At 72.0% G+C, this 19,557-nt stretch carries 14 protein-coding genes and 1 pseudogene; 6 read left to right on the top strand and 9 right to left on the bottom strand.

Annotated features, from left to right (window positions below; translation table 11 throughout):
• Window positions 1-28: 28 nt before the first annotated feature.
• Entirely contained in the window at window positions 29-3,337 is a 3,309-nt protein-coding gene (locus tag ACFW6B_RS00555) for a S8 family serine peptidase (RefSeq protein WP_386591062.1), read from the bottom strand.
• A 244-nt stretch (window positions 3,338-3,581) separates the two neighbouring features.
• The gene (locus ACFW6B_RS00550; RefSeq protein ID WP_386591061.1) at window positions 3,582-4,151 is read right to left on the bottom strand and encodes a CGNR zinc finger domain-containing protein; all 570 of its coding nucleotides are present in this window, start codon (window positions 4,149-4,151) and stop codon (window positions 3,582-3,584) included.
• A 124-nt stretch (window positions 4,152-4,275) separates the two neighbouring features.
• On the opposite strand from ACFW6B_RS00550, the gene ACFW6B_RS00545 reads away from it, so the two are divergent.
• The 4 genes from ACFW6B_RS00545 (at window position 4,276) to ACFW6B_RS00530 (ending at window position 9,025) form a co-directional block, all read left to right on the top strand.
• Complete coding sequence (locus ACFW6B_RS00545) at window positions 4,276-4,743, top strand: VOC family protein (protein WP_386591060.1); 468 nt, start codon at window positions 4,276-4,278, stop codon at window positions 4,741-4,743.
• 14 nt (window positions 4,744-4,757) lie between these two features.
• The gene (locus ACFW6B_RS00540) at window positions 4,758-5,669 is read left to right on the top strand and encodes a pyridoxamine 5'-phosphate oxidase family protein (protein WP_386591059.1); all 912 of its coding nucleotides are present in this window, start codon (window positions 4,758-4,760) and stop codon (window positions 5,667-5,669) included.
• A gap of 278 nt (window positions 5,670-5,947) precedes the next feature.
• The gene (locus tag ACFW6B_RS00535; protein ID WP_386591058.1) at window positions 5,948-7,732 is read left to right on the top strand and encodes a TIGR03767 family metallophosphoesterase; all 1,785 of its coding nucleotides are present in this window, start codon (window positions 5,948-5,950) and stop codon (window positions 7,730-7,732) included.
• Between the two features lie 90 nt (window positions 7,733-7,822).
• Window positions 7,823-9,025, top strand: a complete 1,203-nt coding sequence (locus tag ACFW6B_RS00530; RefSeq protein ID WP_386591057.1) for a serine hydrolase domain-containing protein — start codon at window positions 7,823-7,825, stop codon at window positions 9,023-9,025.
• Here ACFW6B_RS00530 and ACFW6B_RS00525 read toward each other — a convergent pair.
• From ACFW6B_RS00525 to pepN, 3 genes are all read right to left on the bottom strand, one after another.
• Window positions 9,022-9,588 carry an isochorismatase family protein gene (locus ACFW6B_RS00525; protein WP_386591056.1) on the bottom strand — a complete coding sequence of 189 codons (567 nt, stop codon included), beginning with the start codon at window positions 9,586-9,588 and terminating at the stop codon, window positions 9,022-9,024. The genes ACFW6B_RS00530 and ACFW6B_RS00525 overlap by 4 nt on opposite strands.
• Before the next feature lie 168 nt (window positions 9,589-9,756).
• Window positions 9,757-10,812, bottom strand: a complete 1,056-nt coding sequence (locus ACFW6B_RS00520; protein ID WP_386591055.1) for a hypothetical protein — start codon at window positions 10,810-10,812, stop codon at window positions 9,757-9,759.
• A gap of 339 nt (window positions 10,813-11,151) precedes the next feature.
• The gene (gene pepN, locus ACFW6B_RS00515; RefSeq protein ID WP_386591054.1) at window positions 11,152-13,746 is read right to left on the bottom strand and encodes an aminopeptidase N; all 2,595 of its coding nucleotides are present in this window, start codon (window positions 13,744-13,746) and stop codon (window positions 11,152-11,154) included.
• Between the two features lie 194 nt (window positions 13,747-13,940).
• Here pepN and ACFW6B_RS00510 point away from each other — a divergent pair, with 194 nt between their 5' ends.
• A complete protein-coding gene (locus ACFW6B_RS00510) occupies window positions 13,941-14,609 on the top strand; it encodes a DsbA family protein (protein WP_386591052.1) in 669 nt (222 codons plus the stop codon).
• Window positions 14,610-14,733: 124 nt separating this feature from the next.
• A pseudogene (locus ACFW6B_RS00505) lies at window positions 14,734-15,363 on the top strand (histidine phosphatase family protein); the annotation flags it as partial.
• A 19-nt stretch (window positions 15,364-15,382) separates the two neighbouring features.
• Here the strand turns inward: ACFW6B_RS00505 and ACFW6B_RS00500 are convergent.
• The 4 genes from ACFW6B_RS00500 to ACFW6B_RS00485 all read right to left on the bottom strand — a co-directional run bounded on the left by ACFW6B_RS00500 (window position 15,383) and on the right by ACFW6B_RS00485 (window position 19,420).
• Entirely contained in the window at window positions 15,383-16,276 is an 894-nt protein-coding gene (locus ACFW6B_RS00500) for a TauD/TfdA dioxygenase family protein (RefSeq protein WP_386591051.1), read from the bottom strand.
• Window positions 16,277-16,371: 95 nt separating this feature from the next.
• Window positions 16,372-17,766, bottom strand: coding sequence for an LLM class flavin-dependent oxidoreductase (locus ACFW6B_RS00495; protein WP_386591050.1), 1,395 nt, complete (start codon window positions 17,764-17,766; stop codon window positions 16,372-16,374).
• A complete protein-coding gene (locus tag ACFW6B_RS00490) occupies window positions 17,763-18,578 on the bottom strand; it encodes an ABC transporter ATP-binding protein (protein ID WP_386591049.1) in 816 nt (271 codons plus the stop codon). The genes ACFW6B_RS00495 and ACFW6B_RS00490 overlap by 4 nt, the downstream gene beginning before the upstream one ends.
• The gene (locus ACFW6B_RS00485; RefSeq protein WP_386591369.1) at window positions 18,554-19,420 is read right to left on the bottom strand and encodes an ABC transporter permease; all 867 of its coding nucleotides are present in this window, start codon (window positions 19,418-19,420) and stop codon (window positions 18,554-18,556) included. The genes ACFW6B_RS00490 and ACFW6B_RS00485 overlap by 25 nt, the downstream gene beginning before the upstream one ends.
• Window positions 19,421-19,557 lie beyond the last annotated feature (137 nt).

Raw genomic sequence — 19,557 nt, 5'->3', positions numbered from 1 at the left:
GCCGCTCGCGCGGCCGGGGGTCACACCGCTACGGCGTGACCTTCTCGATCTTCACGCTGCCGATGCCCGCCACCGTGCCGCGCGCGTTCACCAGCTGGACCTGACCGAAGAACTCGCGTCCCTCGGGCGCCGCCGCGGCGGCCGTGACCGAACCGGACACCGTGGCCGAGGCGCCGGTCGCGAGCTTCACCGGAGTGGAGTCGTCGACCGAGACCGTGCCGAGCGCGCTCGAGAAGAACACGTCCCGGTAGTCGTAGGCGGTCGAGCCCGACGGGACCGCGTAGCCCGCGACCTCGATGGTGTACGTCCCGGCGGCGGGGTTGGCGATGGAGACGGCCTCCTCCGAGTCACCGTCCGCGTCCTGCCCGACGACGGTCCCGGCGGCGTTCTTCACCGTCAGGTCGAGGTCGGCGGCGTTGTCCGAGACGTTGCCGATGACCACGTCGAGCGAGGCCGCGCCCGCGGGCACCTCGACCGTGGTGGTCTGCGTGGCGCCCTCGGTGATGGTCGGCCGCGCGTTCTTGGAGGAGCCGAGCGGACCGCCCTTCAGCTTGCCGTCGATCGCGGCGAAGCCGTTCGTCACCTTCCAGGAGGCGGCGGCCGGGGTGCCGACCTTGGCCTCGGGGACGGTCACGACGGCCGGGTCGAAGGCCGCGCCGAGCACGGCGACGTCCAGCTTGTAGGGGTTGTCGAGGAGCGGCGAGGTGCGGCGCGACTCGACCTCGATCTCCCAGACGCCGGGCTGCGGGTCCGCGTACGAACGCACGTCGGGCCTGCAGCCGTTGCCGTCGAGGTAGTTGTTGTAGCAGTACGGGGTGCTGGTGTTGTCGACCGGGACGCCGTACGGGTGGATGGCGATGAACCGGGTCTGGCTCTTGTCCTTGAGCCCGCCGATCGCGGCCTCCAGGGAGGTGGCGCCCTCGGGGACCGTCACGAAGTACGAGGTGGTGCTGTTGCGCTGCACCGAACCCGAGGCGCTGTAGGTGTACTTCAGGGGCGACGAGACCACGACGGTCGACAGGATCTGCTTGTCGACGCCCTCGGTGCGCGGGTCGTCGACCTCCAGGATCGCGCTCTTGAGCCCGGCCGACTTGGGCGCGGCCTGCACCTTGACGGTCACCGGCTGGTTCAGGGGCAGGTTCACCTCGTCCTTGCCGAGGATCCGGAAGGTGTCGCCCGCGTTGTTCTCGACGGACAGCTCGTGGCGGACCGGACGGTCGGCGCCCGAAGTGCGCGTGATCGTGATGTCGTACGTCTTGCGCTGACCGGCCTTGAGGCCGCCCTCGCGGTCGTACAGGCCGGTGCCGAAGCCCGGCGTCTTCAGCGCGAAGTCGATCGCGGTGTCGACCGGTGCCTTGACGGCGTAGTCGTGGGCGGTGGCGCCGTCCCTGATGGCGTCCCAGGCGTCCTCGATGTCGATGAGGCCCGCGCCCTCCGCGTACGCCTGGACGCCCGCGATGTGGTCGGCGGTCGACGTCAGCGCGGTGCGCAGGACGGCCGGGGTGAGGCCGATGCCCTTCTGCTTCGCCGCGCTCAGCAGCAGCGCCGAGGCGCCCGCGGCCTGCGGGGAGGCCATCGAGGTGCCCTGGAGCATCGAGTAGCCGGCCGGAAGGGTGTAGCCCGCCTCGGCGACCGGGCCGCCGGGCAGCCAGGTCTGGGTGGTGTTGATGGAGGCGCCGGGCGCGCTCAGCGTCGGCGTGAAGCCGCCGTCCTCACGCGGACCGCGCGAGGAGAAGGGCAGCATCGCGTACTTCTTCTCCACCTTCGAGCCGTAGTTGGCGGCCCAGGTCTCCTTGGAGATGGTCGCGCCGACCGAGATGACCTTGTCGGCCAGGCCCGGGTCGCCGATGGTGTTCGCGCCGGGTCCCGAGTTGCCCGCGGAGATCACGAGCTGGACGCCGTAGGTGTCGATGAGACGCGTGTAGAGCTCGGCGCGCGCGTTGTTGCCGTCGTTGAGCGCGGGCAGGCCGCCGATGGACATGTTGACGATGTCCACGCCACGGTTGGCCACGAGGTCGATCATGCCCTCGGTGAGCGCCACGTTGGTGCAGCCGCCGGTCCAGGTGCACGCACGGGAGGAGACGATCTTCGCGCCGGGCGCGGCGCCGTTCATCTTCCCGCCGAACAGGCCGTTGGCGGAGGTGATGCCCGCGACGTGCGTACCGTGCTCGGACTCGATGACGCCGATGTTGACGAAGTCGGCCTTCTTGCCGACCCAGTCGCCGCCGTAGGGGTCGGTCGGGACGTCCTTGCGGATCTCCACGACGAACGGCTGGCGCTCGGAGACGTCGGTCGACGGGTCGTCGGTGCCGAACCAGCCGATCTGGAAGCCGTCCTTGTACGGCTTCATCGGCGTGTCGTCGGAGAAGTCGAAGTTGTTGTTCAGGTCGACGCGGACGGTGCTGGCGGCCGGGTCGTAGAGGATGCCCCAGACGTCGGTGGTGTCGCCGTCGCGGTTCGCGTCGCCCTTGGCGTCGCCGCCGGCGGTGACGGACTCGCGGAACAGGTTGAACTGGTAGTCGCCCTGGGGGGCCGTCCAGGTGGCGCCCGAGATGGTGAAGACCGGGCCGCTGACCGGGTTGGTCATGCGCCGCCAGGTCGCGTCGCTGTCGAGGATCGGGTCGGTCGCGGTGACCCAGTCGACGATCTTGCGCTCGCCGGTGGTGGTCTTCTGCAGGGCGGGGTGGCCCAGGTCGACGCCGGAGTCGAGGATGCCGATGGTGACGCCCCGGCCGTCCGCCTTCGGGTGGTCCTGGACGAAGTCGACCGCGCCCGTCTCGAAGGAGGGGTTGTACGGGTTCTTCGCGGGGGTGTTCCTGCCGGGACCCGAGTACGTGGCGGCCGTGGAGGTGTTGCTGCCGTGCCTGGCCGTGTCGGCGCTCGGGGTCGGGTCGTCCAGCGCGATCTCCTGGCGCAGGTCGATCCCGTGCACCGAGGACAGCTTCGCGGCGGCGGCGATGGCCGCGTCCGCCCTGCCCGTGGGGACGGTGGCGCGGACGTAGCCGAGCTTGTCGTCGCTGCGGCCCACCGAGCCGCCCTTGACGGAGTCCAGCTCCTCGGCGACCTGCTCGGTCTGGCCCGGAGCCGTCGCGATCATCATCGTGACGTTCTTGTCGCCGTTGGCCTTGGCCTCGGTGAGGAGGTCGGCGTCGTCCGAACCGAGTTTGGCGGAGGCGGACTTGGTGCCGGGGTCGGCCGTGGGCGTGCCCGTGTCCGCGGAGAAGGCCATGGGTATCGGCCCGGCCGCGGAGAGCGCGGCCACGAGGCCCGCTGCCATGGCCAGGCGGGCCACGCGTCTCGCGCCCGATATCGGTGCGCGCTGGGGGTCGGAGGTCATCTGCATCCCTTGTAGGTAAAGGAACGAGCGTGGAACGGCCGGTTCCGGGTGTTCTCGCGGCACCGGTCGCATCAGTCCGGAATGTGAACCCGGATGACCGCTCAGCTTTACCCAAGGGGCAGTTGTTTGGGGAGAGTTGACCAAGCAAGGAGGGGCGCATGGCGTACTTCCGCCATGCGCCATGCCGTCGATGAGGGGCTATGAGGGGATATCCCGGACGGTGTGGATGTCTCGCTTTGTCGATTCAGCTCTCTTTTGTGCGCGCGTAGTGGCGGGACGCCTTCGCGCGGTTGCCGCAGGCCGCCATCGAGCACCAGCGGCGGGTGCCGTTCCGCGAGGTGTCGAAGAAGTGCAGGACGCACGCCTCGTGGGCGCAGCGCCGGATGCGGTCCGGGGCGGTCCGGAGCAGTTCCAGGTAGTCGCGCGCGGCGAGCCAGGCGGGGCCCCAGGAGGGGTCGTCGAACTCGGGCGTCATGCCCGGCCCCCGGTCGGTCAGTGTCAGCCGGACGCGTCCGTGCGCGAGGACGGCGTCGACGCGGGCGGCGGCCTCGGCAGGGAAGCGGGAGTCCTGCTCCCCGGCCTGTCCGCGGGGCGTGTCGACGGCGGCGCGCAGGGCGTCGCGGGCTTCGAGGGCGTGCCGCAGGACGGTGTCGTCGGCGGGGAAGTCGAGTCCGTTGCCCGCCAGCCACACCGCGAGGCCCCCGGTGTCGGCCAGCAGGTCCCGCGCCGCGCCTTCGTGCACCCAGCGGGTGTTGAGCAGGTCGAGCGAGACCGGCTCGCCGGTGAGGGGGCGGGGGTCGGGGCTGGTGGACATGGGGTCTCCCTTCGCTGCTAACCACTCAAGGGTAGGTCACTGGTTGACGCCCCGGGTTCTAACCTTTAATGTCGATGACAAGGGTTAGCCCGGATGGGGCTGCCCACGGCGGAAAGGCACTGTCATGACGCTGCGCACCGGCCACATCGGCCTGAACGTCACGGACCTCGACCGCTCGCTCGCCTTCTACCGCGACGTCCTCGGGTACGGCGTGCTCGGCGAGGGCAAGGAGGAGGGCGACGACGGCGGGAAGCGGCGGTACGCGTTCCTCGGATCCCCCTCCGGGGACGGCCGCCCGGCGCTCACCCTGTGGCAGCAGGCGCGCGACGGCCATGACACGGGGCTCGCGGGCCTGCACCACCTGGCCCTCGAAGTCGACTCCCTCGACCGGGTCAGGGAGTACGAGACGGCCCTGCGCGCCTACGGCGTGACGTTCGCCCACGACGGTGTCGTCGCCCACCGCGAGGGCGCGGCCTCCGGCGGCATCTTCTTCCACGACCCGGACGGCACCCGTCTGGAGATCTTCGCCGCGAGCGGCGCCGAGGAAGCGCCGGCACCGAACGCGTCCGCACCGACCTGCGGTTTCTTCTAACACCTGGAGCGGTCATGACGTATCACTCGGGCTCGCGGGCGATCCAGGACCGGGTCGGCGTCCGGGACCTCGCCGATCACGTGGGCCGCTCCGTCGGCCAGGGCATCCGCCCGGTGGCCGCCGCGTTCCTCGAACTCCAGCCCATGCTGGTCGTCGGCGCGGCGGCCCCGGAGGGCGGCACGGAACGGGAGCGCGGCGCGGGTCCGGCGGGGGACGGCCGGGTGTGGGCCTCGCTGCTCACGGGGGAGCCGGGGTTCGTCCGGGCCACCGGGGTCCGGCAGATGTCGGTCGTGGGCGGCCTCCCGGCCGGTGACCCGCTCGCCGCCGCGCTCGCCGTCCCGGGCACCGCCGTCGGCACCATCGCGCTCGACCCGCGCACCCGCCGCCGGATGCGCCTCAACGGCCGGATCCGGCCGACCCCGCGCGGCTTCGCGGTCGAGGCCGACCAGGTCTTCGCCAACTGCCCCAAATACCTCCAGAAGAGGGACTCCTACGAGACGGTGGCGGGCCGCACCGCGGACACCGCCCGGCGCGGCACGGAACTCACCCCCTCCCAGCGCGAGTTCGTCGAGGCCGCCGACACCTTCTTCCTCGCCACGGTCCACCCGCACGGCGCCGACGCGAGCCACCGGGGCGGCAACCCCGGCTTCGTGCGCGTCGACTCACCCGGCGAACTGAGCTGGCCCGACTACCCGGGGAACTCCATGTTCCTGACCCTCGGCAACCTCGCGGCCGATCCGCGCGCCGGTCTGCTCTTCCTGGACTGGACCTCCGGGTCGGTGCTCCAGCTCACCGGCACGGCCCGCACCGAGTTCACCCCCGACGGCGGGCGGACCGTCCGCTTCACCCTCGCCGAGGCCGTCGAGACGCCCGCCGCGAGCCCGCTGCGCTGGTCCGCGCCCGCCTACTCGCCGGCGAACCCGTGAACGGGGGCCGCGCGTCCGCGAACGGCCGCGCGGCGCCCCGGATCCACCCCCCTACCCCCTTGGATGAACACGGCGTGACCGTCCACCGGCCGTTCGGGCAGGACTCCATGGACGCCCGGGGTGCGCGGAGATCGACGTACGGTGATCGGCGTCACCCGTTGCCGCCCAGTTAACGCGCAGGTCACCCCCAGTGCCAACGATCCAGTACGAGCGGGGAGTTCGCCGGTCGAGCACCCCGCGGCCACTGCCGACGCGTTCGCACTCGGGGAGACCGCGCCATGCCGCGTACACGCTCTGTCGCCACCGCAACCGCCCTCGACCGCCGCACCCTGCTGGCCGCCACCGGAGCGGTGTCCCTCTCCGCGGGGATCGGCTTGGCCCTGCGCCCGCAGTCCCCGGCGCACGCGGCGACGGCCGCCCAGGCGCCCGTCGCCGACTCCGTCGCCCGCCCCGAGGGCCTGGCGGCCACCACCGGCCCGACGAGACCGGCCGCGCTCGCCCCGTACACCCGCGGCACGACCCTGAGCACCGTGGCCGCCCCGCGCTCCGGCCCGACCGGATACCGCAGGCTCGGTGACGGCGCGGGCTGGAAGCGCGTCGTGCGCGAGGAACTGGCCGCGGCCAAGACGGGCCGCGCCGACCGGCGCACCGCGCTCGCCGCGTTCGTGCAGCTCACCGACCTGCACCTGATCGACGCCCAGCACCCGCTGCGCCTCGAGTACCTGCGCTCGCAGAACAAGAGCGCCTGGCGCCCGCAGGAGGCGCTGACCGTCGCGGGCGCGGTCTCCCTGATCGAGCGGGTCAACTCCCTGCGCGGAGCCCCCGCCACCGGAACCCCGCTGCACTTCGTCATGACCACCGGGGACAACACCGACAACAACTCAAGGACGGAGCTGGAGTGGTTCCTGAAGGTCATGAGCGGCGGCCGCATCACCCCCAACAGCGGTGACCCGCGGCACTACGAGGGCGTCCAGGCCAGCGGCCTGAAGACCTACTGGCAGCCCGACGCCGCCCTGCGCGACGCCGACAAGCAGCTCGGCTTCCCGCGCATCCAGGGCTTCCTGGCAGCGGCGATCCGCGAGGTGCGCAGCCCCGGCCTGAAGCTGCCCTGGTACTCCACCGTCGGCAACCACGACGCGCTCCCGCTCGGCTGCTACGGATCGCGCGGTGACTCCTACCTCACCGAGTTCGCCGTCGGCGGCAGGAAACTGATGTCGCTGGGCACGGCGGAGGCCACCACGCTCGCCAGGAGCATCAAGAACGGCAGCAGCCCGAAGGGCGCCGCGTTCCGCGACCTGCTCAGGGCGCACGCCCGCGACATGCGCTCGGTCACGCCCGACGAGGGGCGCGCCCCGTTCACCCCCGCCGAGTACGTCGAGGCGCACCTCGACCCGGCGCACACCGGACCGGGCCCGATCGGCCACGGCTACTCCTCCGCGAACCTCTCCGCGGGCACCCAGTACTACACGTTCCGCATCGCCGAGGACGTCATCGGCGTCAGCCTGGACACCACCGACCCCGGCGGCCACTACGAGGGGTCCATCGGCACGGCGCAACTGCGCTGGCTGGAGCGGACCCTGCGCGAGAACGCCGACTCGTACGTCGTCGTCTTCAGCCACCACACCAGCAAGACGATGCGCAACACCCACCCCGATCCCGCGCACCCGTCCGAGCGGCGGCACGGCGGGGACGAGGTCGTCGCCCTTCTCGCCAAGTACGGCAACACCCTGGCCTGGGTGAACGGCCACACCCACAAGAACGAGATCATCCCGCACGCCGCCTCGGGCAACCGCTCCTTCTGGGAGATCTGCACCGCCTCCCACGTCGACTTCCCCCAGCTCGCCCGGATCGTCGAGCTGGTGGACAACAAGGACGGCACCCTCTCGTTGTTCACCACCCTCGTCGAGTCCGCGGCCCCGCACGCCACGGACTTCTCCGACCTCACCCAGACGGGCCTCGCGGCGCTGTACCGCGAGCTCTCCCACAACGCCCCCGGCGCCCGCACCGACCTGTCGGGCACGTCCCGCGACCGCAACACCGAGCTGATCCTGAAGAAGGGCTAGAAACGGATCAACCCACGCCCTCCGGGCAACCCGCCGGCGTGCCCTCGTGTCCATCCCCCCGACCGAGTCCCACAGCGAGACGGGGAAGACATGAGGGTACGTACGGCACTGGTGGGGGCGATCGCCGCGGGGATCGCGGTGACGCAGGCGGGCATCGCGGCGGCGGCGCCCGCGAAGGGCGGGCACGCGCCGACGCGGCAGGCACTGGAAGCCGTCGTGCGCGACGGTGTGCCGGGGGTGACGGCGAGGGCCGTGGACGAGCACGGCACCTGGGCGGCCACCGCGGGCGTCGGAGACCTGAGGACCGGCGCCCCGCGGTCCACGGCCGACCGTTACCGCGTCGGCAGCATCACCAAGACGTTCGTCTCCACCGTCCTGCTCCAGCTGGAGGCGGAGGGACGGCTGTCCCTGGACGACACCGTGGAGACCTGGCTGCCCGGTCTGGTGCGCGGCAACGGCAACGACGGCTCCGGGATCACCGTCCGCCAACTCCTCAACCACACCAGCGGCATCTTCAACTACACGGCCGACGAAGACTTCGGCCGTACGTATTTCGAGAAGGAAGGGTTCTTCGGCCACCGCTACGACACGCTGACCCCCGAACAGCTCGTCGCCGTCGCCCTGTCCCACAAGCCGGACTTCGCGCCGGGCACGTCCTGGAACTACTCCAACACCAACTACGTCCTGGCCGGCATGGTGATCGAGAAGGTCACCGGCCGTTCCTACGCCTCGCAGATCCGCGACCGGATCATCAAACCCCTGAACCTGCACGCCACTTCGCTGCCGGGCACCCGGGTGACGGTCCCCGGGCCCCACGGCAAGGCCTACTCCAAACTGGCCGAGACCACGACGGGACCGACCTACGACGTCACCGCCCTCAACCCCTCCCTGGCCTTCTCCGCGGGGGAGATGATCTCCGACAGTGCCGACCTGAACCGCTTCTACACCGCCCTCCTGCGCGGCAGGCTCCTGCCGCGCGAGCAGTTGGAGGAGATGAAGTCGACGGTCCGTATCGAAGGCCTCCCCGACGGCGGCTACGGCCTCGGCCTCCTGGAGCGGAAGCTGAGCTGCGGCGTCCGGATCTGGGGCCATGACGGCGGCATCCACGGCTCGACCTCCGTGGCCGTCACCACCGCGGACGGCCGCCGTTCCCTCGCCTTCAACTTCAACGGCGACTGGACGGGCGACGCCGAGGCGGTCGTCGAGGCGGAGTTCTGCGGGACGGGGACGGCGGAGCCGACCGGGGCGGGCCCGGCCCGGGGCCTGTCCCCGGCCCTGTCCGACAGGCTCTAGCCGGCGGCCCGGGCGGCGAAGCTCACCTTCGCCGTCTCGACGGTGTCCCCGCGCCGGCCGGGCGCGCGCTGCTCCCTCCAGTACAGGTTGGTGTGGGCGACGACCTCGGCGGGGGCGGGGGCGCCGTACGCGGTGAGGTCCTCCGTGGTGTGGGCGTCGCCGACCAGCGTGACGTCGTACCCGCGGGTGAGGGCGCTGTGGAGTGTGGAGCGGACACACATGTCGGTCTGGGCGCCGGTGACCACGACATGGCCGACGGCACGCTCCGCGAGCAGGTCCTCCAGATCGGTGGCCTCGAAGGAGTCGCCCCAGTTCTTGTGGACGACGGGCTCCGCCTCCTCATGGACCAGCTCCGGCACGTACTGCCAGGCGTCGCTGCCGTACTTCAGCTGGTCGTCCGAGTGCTGCACCCAGATCACCGGCACCGCCTCGGCGCGGGCCCTGGCGACGAGCGTCCGGATGTTCGCGGTCACACCCGCGAGGTCGTGGGCGCCGTCCACCGCTCCGTGCTGCATGTCGATCACCAGCAGTGCTGTGTTCGGGCGGTCGGGCAGAGTCGTCATCACGCTCTCCTGTCTGTGTCCGGCTCGTCGCGGCGGGAGTGTCCGGCAGGGGAACTCCCGCACGCCTCACAGTAGTTCGGGGCACTGACAACGACGGCGGAACGCGGGAGGGGGACCGTGAGCGGAGCCCGCGGTCCCCCTCCCTCCCCTCCGGGCGCGCCCTGTCCGTCACGACCGGGGCAGCACCAGGACATACGCGGCCGGATCGCGGTCGTCCGCGGCCATGAGCGCGGTCCGTACGATCGTGGCCTGCTGTTCCGCCGCGTCCCTGAGTCCGCGCGGGGTGATGTGGACGACGGTGATGCCCAGCCGCTCCAGATGCTCGCGTCTGCGGGCCCGCTCGGACCTCTGGGCGTCCGCGTCCCGGAGCGGGGTCCGGGTGTCCAGCTCGACCGCCACCGCCTGCTCGGGCCAGTACGCGTCGAGGGCGCCGAGGCGCGGGCCTCCGGGCAGCCGCAGCTCGACGTTCCAGACAGGGGCGGGCAGCCTGTGCTCGAAGACCATCCGGTACAGACGGTTCTCCGCGACCGCCCTCCCCTCCGCCACCAGCGAGTCCACGGCGTCGACGACGTGCGGGCGGTCGAGCAGCCGGGCCGCCGTCAGCTCCTCCACCACCGAGCGCGGTTCGCAGCGGCCGTGGCGCACCGCCTCCGTCAGCAGCCCGCGCACGGCCTTCGCGTCGGTCAGCTCCGCGACCGCGTCCGCCAGCGCGCGGGGGACGGCGGCGACCGGGACTCCGGCCACGAACGCGGGCGCCGGCAGCACGGTCGTGCGCACGATGCGGACGCCTCCGGTCGAGCGCAGCCGGCGCAGCCGGGGGACGAGCACGTCGATCGTGCCGAGGGAGAGCAACGGCGGGGCGCAGGAGAAGCCGTGCAGGGCCAGTGCCGCCAGCCCGGTGATCAGGGCGTCCGCGGAGGGCCGGTGGGCGCGCGTTCGGGCGGGGTCCGGCTGGGCGGGGACGCGGGCGGCCGTGCGGGAGGAGGGGGGACGGGCGGTGTAGAGCAGCGCCGCGTGCAGCCGCTCCTCGGGCGTGGGCGGGCCGGGGTGCAGCAGGAAGACACCGGGAAGGACACGCTGCCAGGGCCCGCCGGGCCGGCACCGCTCGTGGGCGTCCGCGGCGGTCACACCGTGGTCGCGCAGCTGGGCGGTGGTCAGGACCCGGTTCCGTACGGGGGACACGTGGCGGAGGGGGCGGGGGGAGATGGGGGTGCCGTGGTTCATGGTCCGGGGGTTCCCGCCCGGGGGCCGTCTTCTAACGGCTGTTACCCGCCCGTCGGAGAATCGGGACAACCGCTGCCGTCCGCGCGGGCGTTCGACCACCGAAAGCCGCTGGTCCGGCCGCGTGTTAATAGGGGTTACGGCTGTGAATACCTGAATTTCGTAACCAATGCGTGCATCGGATCAGCCGACCGGTGTGCGCATCGGATCAGCGCACCGGCGGACGCGCCGGCCCGGCCCGGTCCGCCGGGGACGCCGCGGGGCATCGCTCGCCCCGCCGGGGAGGGCACCGGGCGCACACGGCGCCGGCGGTCTCCCCGGCGGGGCCGGGGAGACCGGTGATCAGCCCGCGGCGGCGATGTCGCAGTCCTGCGCCCGCAGCGCCCGCGCCAGGTCGTCCCGCGACTCCAGCACCAGCCGGCGCAGCGCCGGCGGCGCGTCCTCGTGTGCCGAGAGCCAGGAGTCCGTCGCGGCCAGGGTCTCCGGGGAGTCCTGGAGCGAGGGGAACAGACCCCTGACCACGTCCATGCCGATCTGGATGGAGCGCTCCGCCCAGACGCGGTCGACGGCGGCGAAGTACTTGGCGGTGTACGGCTCCAGCAGGTCCCGCCGGGACGGCTGGCCGAAGCCGGAGATGGTCGCCTCGACGAGGGCGTTGGACAGCGCGTCGGACTCCACGACGGCCGCCCACGCCTGCGCCTTGACCGCCGCCGAGGGCCGGGCGGCCAGACAGCGGACCTGGTGCCGCTTGCCGGACGCCGTGTCGTCACGGGCGAGTTCGGCGGCGAGGACGGACTCGTCGGCGGCGCCCCGCGCGGCGAGCGGCTCCAGGAACGCCCAGCGCAGCTCCTGGTCGACCTCGAGACCGTCGACCTTCGCCGTCCCGTCCAGCAGGTCCCGCAGGAACTGGAGATCGGCCTCGCCGGAGGCGACGACGGCGAAGAAGCGGGCCCAGGCGAGCTGGTGCTGACCGCCCGGCTCGGCGAGCCGCAGCTCCCTCAGCGCGCCCTCGGCGAGCAGCGCCCCGCCCTCCTCGCGCCAGGCGGGCGCCGCGTAGTGGACGAGCGCGGAGTTCGCCCAGGCGTGCAGCATCTGCAGGACGCCGATGTCCGACTCGCGGCCCGCGAAGCGCAGCACCAGGGCGATGAAGTCCCGGGTGGGCAGGAGCGCGTCGCGCGTGAGGTTCCACAGGGCCGACCAGCACAGCGCCCGGGCGAGCGGGTCGGTGATCTCGCCGAGCGCCTCCCGCAGGGTGGCCAGCGAGCCCTCGTCGAAGCGGATCTTGCAGTACGTGAGGTCGTCGTCGTTGACGAGGACGAGCGCGGGGGCCTCGGCGCCGGCCAGCTCGGTCACGACCGTGCGCGGTCCGTCGACGTCCACCTCGGCGCGCGCGTACCGCACGAGGGGGCCGTCGCCGCCCTCACGGTGGTACAGGCCCACGGCCACGCGGTGCGGGCGCAGTTCGGGGTGGGACTCGGGCGCCTCCTGGAGCACCGCCAGCTCGGCGACGCGCCCCTGCGGGTCCAGGATCACCTGCGGGGTGAGGGAGTTGACGCCCGCGGTCTGGAGCCAGGACCGGGACCAGGCGGCCATGTCCCGTCCGCTCGTCTCCTCCAGGGCCGACAGCAGGTCGCCGAGCCGGGTGTTCCCGTACGCGTTGCGCTTGAAGTAGCGGCGGGCGCCCTCCAGGAAGGCGTCCTGCCCGGCGTACGCCACCAGCTGCTTCAGGACGGAGGCGCCCTTGGCGTAGGTGATGCCGTCGAAGTTCAGCTTGGCGTCCTGCAGGTCACGGATGTCGGCCGTGATCGGGTGGGTGGACGGGAGCTGGTCGGCGCGGTAGGCCCAGGCCTTGCGGCGGTTGGCGAACGTGATCCAGGCGTCGGTGAAGCGGGTCGCGCCCACGTTCGCGAAGGTGCCCATGAAGTCGGCGAAGGACTCCTTCAGCCACAGGTCGTCCCACCAGACCATGGTGACGAGGTCGCCGAACCACATGTGCGCCATCTCGTGCAGGATGACGTTCGCCCGTGCCTCGTACGAGGTCTGCGTCACCTTGCCGCGGAAGATGTACTCCTCGCGGAAGGTGACGAGCCCCGGGTTCTCCATCGCGCCGAGGTTGTACTCGGGCACGAACGCCTGGTCGTACTTCCCGAAGGGGTACGGGTAGTCGAAGTGGTCGTGGAAGAAGTCCAGGCCCTGCTTGGTCACGAGGAACACGTCGTCGGCGTCGAAGTGCGGGGCCAGGCCCTTGCGGCACATCGCGCCGAGCGGGATCTCCAGCGTCGTACCGTCGTCGAAGGTGCGGGAGTAGGAGTCCGTCACGTAGTGGTACGGGCCCGCCACGACCGCGGTGATGTACGTCGAGATCGGCTTCGTCTCGGCGAACTTCCACACGCCGTCCACGAGTTCGCCGACGCCGTTGCTCCAGACGGTCCAGCCCTCGGGGGCCCTCGTCTCGAAGCGGAACGGCGCCTTGAGGTCCGGCTGCTCGAAGTTCGCGAAGACGCGGCGCGAGTCGGCGGGCTCGTACTGCGTGTACAGGTACACCTCGCCGTCCTCGGGGTCGACGAAGCGGTGCATGCCCTCGCCGGTGCGGGAGTAGGCGCACTGCGCGTCCACGACCAGCTCGTTCTCGGGGGCCAGGTCCTCCAGACGGATCCGGGAGCCGTCGAACACCTCACCCGGGTCGAGGTCCCGTCCGTTGAGCGAGACGGCCGTCACACTCGGCGCGACCAGGTCCGCGAAGCTCGCCGCGCCCGGCTCGGCGCAGCGGAAGCGGAGCGTGGTCACCGAGCGGAAGGTGCGGGGCTCGCCGGCCGCTCCGCCGGGCTCCGTGTCCCCGACGGCCGAGCGCAGGTCGAGGAAGACGTCGTAGCTGTCGACGGACAGCAGTGCCGCCCGCTCCTGGGCCTCGTCGCGGGACAGATTCTCACCGGGCACGGCTGCACTCCCTCATGGCGTCATAGACATGCGCGAACAGGGCCGATCCTGCCACGTGCTCCTTACCGCGGGCAGTGCGACGACGGCGACACAGGGGAATCCCCATGCCCACCCTGGAATCGCACAGATGCACGGGAATGGCACAGGTGAGTGCAGGTGTTGCCAGGGGAAAAGACCGCCTCCCGAGGAGAGCCATGCCCGAGCAGACCGCTCAGACCGGTTCCGGCAAGACCCCCGTCGACTTCTGGTTCGACCCGCTGTGCCCCTGGGCCTGGATGACCTCGCGATGGGTGCTGGAAGTGGAGAAGGTCCGCGACATCGAGGTCCGCTGGCACATCATGAGCCTGGCCGTGCTGAACGAGCCCAAGCTCGACGAGCTTCCCGACAGCTACCGCGAGATGCTCGCGACCACGGCGTGGCAGCCCGTCAAGGTGGTCACCGCCGCCTGGCAGAAGCACGGCGACGACGTCCTCGGCCCGCTGTACACCGCGCTCGGCACCCGCTTCCACAACGACGGCCTGGGCGCGACCAAGGAGGCCATGGCCGGAGCCCTCGAAGAGGTGGGGCTGCCCGCCGACCTGATCGACTACGCCGACCAGGAGAACTTCGAGTTCGACGCCGAACTGCGCGCCTCCCACAAGGAGGGCATCGACAAGGTCGGCCAGGACGTCGGCACGCCCGTCATCGCCGTCCCCGGCTCCGACGGCGAGCAGCTCGCCTTCTTCGGCCCGGTCGTCACCCCCGCCCCCAAGGGCGAGGACGCCGCCAAGCTCTGGGACGGCACCCTCATGGTCGCCTCGGTGCCCGGCTTCTACGAGATCAAGCGCACCCGTACGGCGGGACCGGACTTCAGCAACCTGTAGGTCCCCGCACCGGCCCCGGTCCCGTGCGGGACCGGGGCCGGAGACGGAAACGCCGCCCCCGGCCGTGGACCGGACTTCCCGTGGAGCGCCCACGGGCCCGGCCCGGCCTGGATACTGCGGCCTCATGAGTACTACGAGCCGCCGCGCGACCCTCCTCCTGGCCCGGCACGGGCAGACCGTCTGGCACGCGGAGAACCGCTACGCCGGAGTGAGCGACATCCACCTCACCGACGAGGGCCGTGCCCAGGCGGATGCCCTCGGCCGCTGGGCGGCCGCGCACCCCGTCGACGCGGTCTGGACCTCGACCCTGTCCCGTGCCGTCGCCACCGCCGAGCCCGCGTGCCGCGCCCTCGGACTGGCCGCCCGGCGCGAACCGGCCCTGCGCGAATGCGACTTCGGGGTGTTGGAGGGCCGCACCCTCGCCGAGTTCGAACAGGAGAACCCGGCCCGAGCCAAGGCGTACCGCGCCGATCCGGTGTCCTACCCCTTCCCCGAGGCGGAGGACCCGCGCGCGGCGGCGGCCCGGGGAACCCACGCCCTGCGCCGCATCGCCGAGGCCCACCCCGGCGAACGCGTGCTGGTCGTCGCCCACAACAACCTGCTGCGCCTGGTGCTGTGCACCGTCCTGTCCATCCCGCTGGGCGAGTACCGCCGGGTCCTGCCGGGCCTTCACAACGCGGCGCTCACCGAACTCCGGATGGAGGACGGGGCGGCCGCCCTGGTCTCGCTCAACGTGCCGTCCCGTCCTCGTCGCCCTCGTCAGGCGAGAGGCGTCACGCGGCCACCGGCGTGTAATGCGAGGCGTCGCCCTCGATCGCGTGGCTCCGCCTGCCGTCGACGCCGACCGGCACGTCACCGGCGACCGTCACCCGGTTCAGACGGCGGGGCAGGCCGTCGTAGTTGTCGATCGCGTAGTGCTGGGTGATCCGGTTGTCGAACAGCACGAGCTGGTTCGGGGACCAGCGCCAGCGCAGGACGTTCTCGGGCCGGGTGACGTACGACTGGAGCAGGTCGAGGATCTTGCGGGACTCGCCCACCGACAGTCCGACGATCCGCTGCGCGAACCCGCCGATGAACAGCCCGCGCTCACCGGTCAGCGGGTGGACCCGGACGACCGGGTGCGCGGTACGGAACTTGATGGACGTGAACTGGGCCCGCTGCGCGGCCTGTTCCTCGTCGACGCTCTCGTCCGGCACCGCGTAGTCGTAGTCGTTGGTGTGCTCGGCCCACAGGGTGTCGGCGAACGCCCGGAGCGGTTCGGGCAGGTCGCGGTAGGCGGCGGCGGAGTTGGCGATGAGCGTCTCACCGCCGTACGGCGGGATCGTGATGCTGCGCAGGGTGCTGGCCTGCGGCGGGTTGAGCACGAAGGTCACGTCGGTGTGCCAGTGGTTGGCGCGGCCCCGCTCGCTGTCGACGGGCAGCACGTTCGGGGCGCCGTCCACGGCGGGCACGGTGGGGTGCGCGGTGGTGAGGTCGCCGAAGTGGCGCGCGAAGGCCTGCTGGCCCTCGTCGTCGAGGTCGACGTCGTCGAAGACCAGCGCCTTGTGCTCGTCGAGGGCGGTGCGCAGGGCGGCGGCGGTGATGTCGTCCAGGGGCTTGGAGATGTCGACGCCCAGGACACGGGCACCGATGTGCGCGGTGACCTTCTGGATCTCGATGTCGGTCATGGGTACGGGTCCTTTCGGTTCGGCGGTACGGCGGTGGAGCGGTACGGAGGTTCAGCGGTGCGGAGGCGGTGCGGTTCGGGGAGGCGCGGACGGGGTCAGGCCGGGGCGGACGCGGTCGCGGTCTCCGGGGCGGGTGCCGGTGCCGGGAGCGTGACCGCTGCCGCCGCCGCGTACCGGTTGGCCGGGCGCGGCAGCCCGTAGCGCTCCCGCAGGGTCTGCCGGGGTCCGTACTCCCGGCGGAGCAGACCCCGGTCGCGCAGGATCGGCACCACGTGGTCCACGAACAGGGCGAGACCGGACGGCAGCACGGCGGGCATGATGTTGAAGCCGTCGGCGGCGCCGCCGCGGAACCACTCCTCGATCGTGTCGGCGACCTGCTCGGGCGTGCCGGCGAAGGTCAGGTGGCCCCGCCCGCCGCCGAGCCGGCCGATCAGCTCGCGGACGGTGAGCCGCTCGCGCCGGGCGAGTTCCACGATCAGGGTGTAGCGGCTCTTGGCCCCCTCGATCGCGCTCTCCGGCGGCAGGCCGGCGGGCAGCGGCGCGTCGAGGCCGAGCGTGCCGGGCTCCAGGCGCAGCAGCCGCTCCAGGTGGCTCACCCCGTGCTCGTACACGATGTGCTCCTCCAGGAGCCGCTCGTGTTCGCGCGCCTCCGCCTCGGTCGAGCCGATGACCGGGACGATGCCGGGCAGGACCTTGATGTGGTCCGGGTTCCGGCCGGCCCGCTCGGTACGGGACTTGAGGTCGGCGTAGAACTCCTGGCCGTCCGCGAGGGTCTGCTGCGCGGTGAACACCGCCTCCGTGTACCGGGCCGCGAACCGTTTGCCGTCCTCCGAGGAGCCCGCCTGCACGAGAAGGGGGTGACCCTGCGGTGTGCGGGGCACGTTGAGGGCGCCCTCCACGCTGAAGTACGTCCCCCGGTGGCGCGGCGGATGGACCTTGCCGGGGTCGCCCCAGACGCCCGCCGCCTTGTCGGCGACGACGAGGTCGTCCTCCCAGCTGTCCCAGAGCTTGAGCGCCACGTCCAGGAACTCTGCGGCGCGCTCGTACCGGGTGGCGTGCGCGGGCTCGTCGTCGAGACCGAAGTTGCGGGCGGCCTCCGCGCCCGCGGTGGTGACGATGTTCCAGCCCGCGCGGCCGCCGCTGATGTGGTCGAGGGAGGCGAGTCTGCGGGCCAGGTTGTAGGGGGAGTTGTAGGACGTGGAGGCGGTGGCGATCAGGCCGATGTGCTCGGTCGCGGTGGCCAGCGCGGTGAGCAGGGTGATGGGTTCGAGCGCGCCGGACGGGCGCTGGCCCACGCTGTTGAACAGGACCGGGCCGTCGGCGAGGAAGAGCGAGTCGAAGGTGCCGCGTTCGGCGGTCCGCGCGAGACGCACGTAGTGGGCCGTCTCGACGTGGGCGTACGGGTCGCTCTCCGGAAGCCGCCAGGACGCCTCGTGGTGGCCGGTGTTCATCAGGAAGGCGTTGAGATGGAGCAGGCGCGGGCTGGTCACAGGTGCTTCTCCTTCAGATGCGCGGACACGTCCTGCGCGGACACCTCTTGATCGGCCGCGCCGTCCGTCGGCGCTCCCGTCAGGTCCTCGGTCACCCCGAGGGCGTTCAGCAGCCGCTCGCGGTACGCGCCGAGCAGGGGGTCGCGGTACGAGCGGGGGTGCGCGCGGTCGATGGACAGGTCGAGGCCGATGCGGCCGTGTTCGAGGACGAGCACCCGGTCGGCGAGCACGATCGCCTCGTCCACGTCGTGCGTGACGAGCAGCACGGACGGCCGGTGGCGTTCCCACAGTTCGCGCAGCAGCGTGTGCATGCGGATCCGGGTGAGCGCGTCCAGAGCGCCGAACGGCTCGTCGGCCAGCAGCAGTTCGGGTTCGCGGACGAGGGAGCGGGCCAGCGCGGCACGCTGCGCCTCGCCGCCGGACAGCTCGTTCGGCCAGGCCCGTTCACGGCCCGCGAGTCCCACCTCGGCGAGGGCGGAGCGGCCCTTCTCGGCGGCCTCGCGTCCGTCCGTGCCCAGCAGGACGTTGTCGAGGACGCGGCGCCAGGGAAGCAGCCGGGAGTCCTGGAAGACGACGGACACCCTTTCCGGGGCGGTGAGCTCCCCGCTCCCGGCGACGCCGTGGTCGAGGCCGGCGATGGCGCGCAGCAGGGTGCTCTTGCCGGAGCCGCTGTGCCCCAGCAGGGCGGTGAACTGGCCCGCCGGGAGGTCGAGGTCGACTTCGTCGAGCACCGTGCGGCCCTCGAAGGACCGGGTGAGCCCGCGCAGTCGGACCGTGTGGGAGCGGGTCAGCTGCTCAGTGTGCGTCGCCACGACAGCACCTTTCGTTCGACGAGACGAACCGCGCTGTCGGAGACGAGCCCGAAGATGCCGTAGATCAGCAGGCCGACCAGGATGATGTCGGTCCGGCCGTAGTTCTGGGCCTGGAACATCATGTAGCCGAGGCCGCTGGTGGCGTTGATCTGCTCCAGGACGACCAGGGAGAGCCAGGAGCCGGTCACGCCGAGCCGCAGTCCGACGAAGAAGCCGGGCAGCGCGCCGGGGATCACGATCTCCCGGATGAAGCGGAACTTCGACAGCCCCTGGACCTCGGCGAGTTCCACGAACCGGTTGTCGATGCCCGACAGGGCGGAGTGCAGGTTCAGATAGATGGGGATGTAGACGACGATGGCGATGATCGCGATCTTGAAGGTCTCGCCGATGCCCAGCCAGAGGATGAACAGCGGGATCAGACCGAGGGTCGGGATCGCCCGGTTGAGCTGCACGGTCCCGTCGATCAGCGCCTCGCCGACCCGGCTGAGCCCGGACGCGAGGGCGAGGAGGACACCGGCGGTCAGACCGAACGCGAACCCGTATCCCGCGCGCTCCAGGGACGTCAGCACATCGGTGGGCAGGGTGCCGTCGGTCCACAGGTCACCGGTGGTCCTCAGCACCGTCCAGGGCGCGGGGATCGCGCCGGGATCGAGCTGTCCGGCCGCGGACGCCACGGCCCACAGGGCGAGGAACAGTGCCGGGCCGACGAGCCGGGAGGCGGGCAGCCGCTTGCCGGGCGCGAGGGTGCGGCGCCGGGCGCGGGGTTTCCGGCGCGGCCGGAGACCGGTGGCTCCGGCTTCGCTCCCGGACGGGGGCGGGGAAGGGGCGGTCCCGTCCGGGATCGAGGGGGCCGTGGCCGGGGGTGGGGGTTCGGCGGTCCCGGCCGAGGACGAGGGGGCCGTGTCCTCCGGGGCCGTCCCCGTCGTGGTCCCGGCCGCGGGTCCCGTGGTGGTTCCGGCCGCGGTCGCCGTCGCGGACT

Source organism: Streptomyces sp. NPDC058751 (assembly GCF_042746485.1).
Taxonomy (GTDB): Bacteria; Actinomycetota; Actinomycetes; order Streptomycetales; family Streptomycetaceae; genus Streptomyces.
This window is presented reverse-complemented; position numbering and strand designations above follow the sequence as displayed.

Excerpts from the sequence above, each read along its gene's own strand:
- ACFW6B_RS00550 (WP_386591061.1), bottom strand. The coding sequence starts at position 4,151 with ATGTCCACCAGCCCCGACCCCCGCCCCCTCACCGGCGAGCCGGTCTCG.
- ACFW6B_RS00525 (WP_386591056.1), bottom strand. The coding sequence starts at position 9,588 with ATGACGACTCTGCCCGACCGCCCGAACACAGCACTGCTGGTGATCGAC.
- ACFW6B_RS00540 (WP_386591059.1), top strand. The coding sequence starts at position 4,758 with ATGACGTATCACTCGGGCTCGCGGGCGATCCAGGACCGGGTCGGCGTC.
- ACFW6B_RS00555 (WP_386591062.1), bottom strand. The coding sequence starts at position 3,337 with ATGACCTCCGACCCCCAGCGCGCACCGATATCGGGCGCGAGACGCGTG.
- ACFW6B_RS00510 (WP_386591052.1), top strand. The coding sequence starts at position 13,941 with ATGCCCGAGCAGACCGCTCAGACCGGTTCCGGCAAGACCCCCGTCGAC.
- ACFW6B_RS00520 (WP_386591055.1), bottom strand. The coding sequence starts at position 10,812 with ATGAACCACGGCACCCCCATCTCCCCCCGCCCCCTCCGCCACGTGTCC.
- ACFW6B_RS00545 (WP_386591060.1), top strand. The coding sequence starts at position 4,276 with ATGACGCTGCGCACCGGCCACATCGGCCTGAACGTCACGGACCTCGAC.
- ACFW6B_RS00500 (WP_386591051.1), bottom strand. The coding sequence starts at position 16,276 with ATGACCGACATCGAGATCCAGAAGGTCACCGCGCACATCGGTGCCCGT.
- ACFW6B_RS00535 (WP_386591058.1), top strand. The coding sequence starts at position 5,948 with ATGCCGCGTACACGCTCTGTCGCCACCGCAACCGCCCTCGACCGCCGC.
- ACFW6B_RS00530 (WP_386591057.1), top strand. The coding sequence starts at position 7,823 with ATGAGGGTACGTACGGCACTGGTGGGGGCGATCGCCGCGGGGATCGCG.